This window comes from Paramesorhizobium salinisoli, assembly GCF_003335045.1.
Taxonomy (GTDB): Bacteria; Pseudomonadota; Alphaproteobacteria; order Rhizobiales; family Rhizobiaceae; genus Paramesorhizobium; species Paramesorhizobium salinisoli.
Genome location: NZ_QOZG01000185.1, coordinates 1 through 238, shown reverse-complemented (window position 1 = coordinate 238; position 238 = coordinate 1). Strand labels below are relative to the sequence as shown.

Genomic DNA, 238 nt, shown 5'->3' with positions numbered 1-238 from the left:
GGCGGATTTCCTTCATGATCCGCTCCAGCGGATTGTTGGTTCTGATCTTGAGCCAATGGCTGTCGGGGAAGGCGTAGAAGGTCAGGGTCTCATCGATATGCGCCTCGATCAAATCGGCCGCTTTCCCGAGCTTCTGGCGGCGTAGGTCCTCGATGATCATGGCGGCCTTCTCCTGCGCCGCTTCCCGGCTTTCCTGGGCGTGGATCGCCTTCAGCATATGGCTGATCTCGCGCACCTT

The 238-nt window shown here is 59.2% G+C and carries 1 protein-coding gene; it reads right to left on the bottom strand.

All coding sequences use genetic code 11. From position 1 onward, the window contains the following. Positions 1–238, bottom strand: a 238-nt coding sequence (locus DUT91_RS25440; RefSeq protein WP_200835099.1) for a transposase, incomplete at both ends; no start/stop codon positions are given.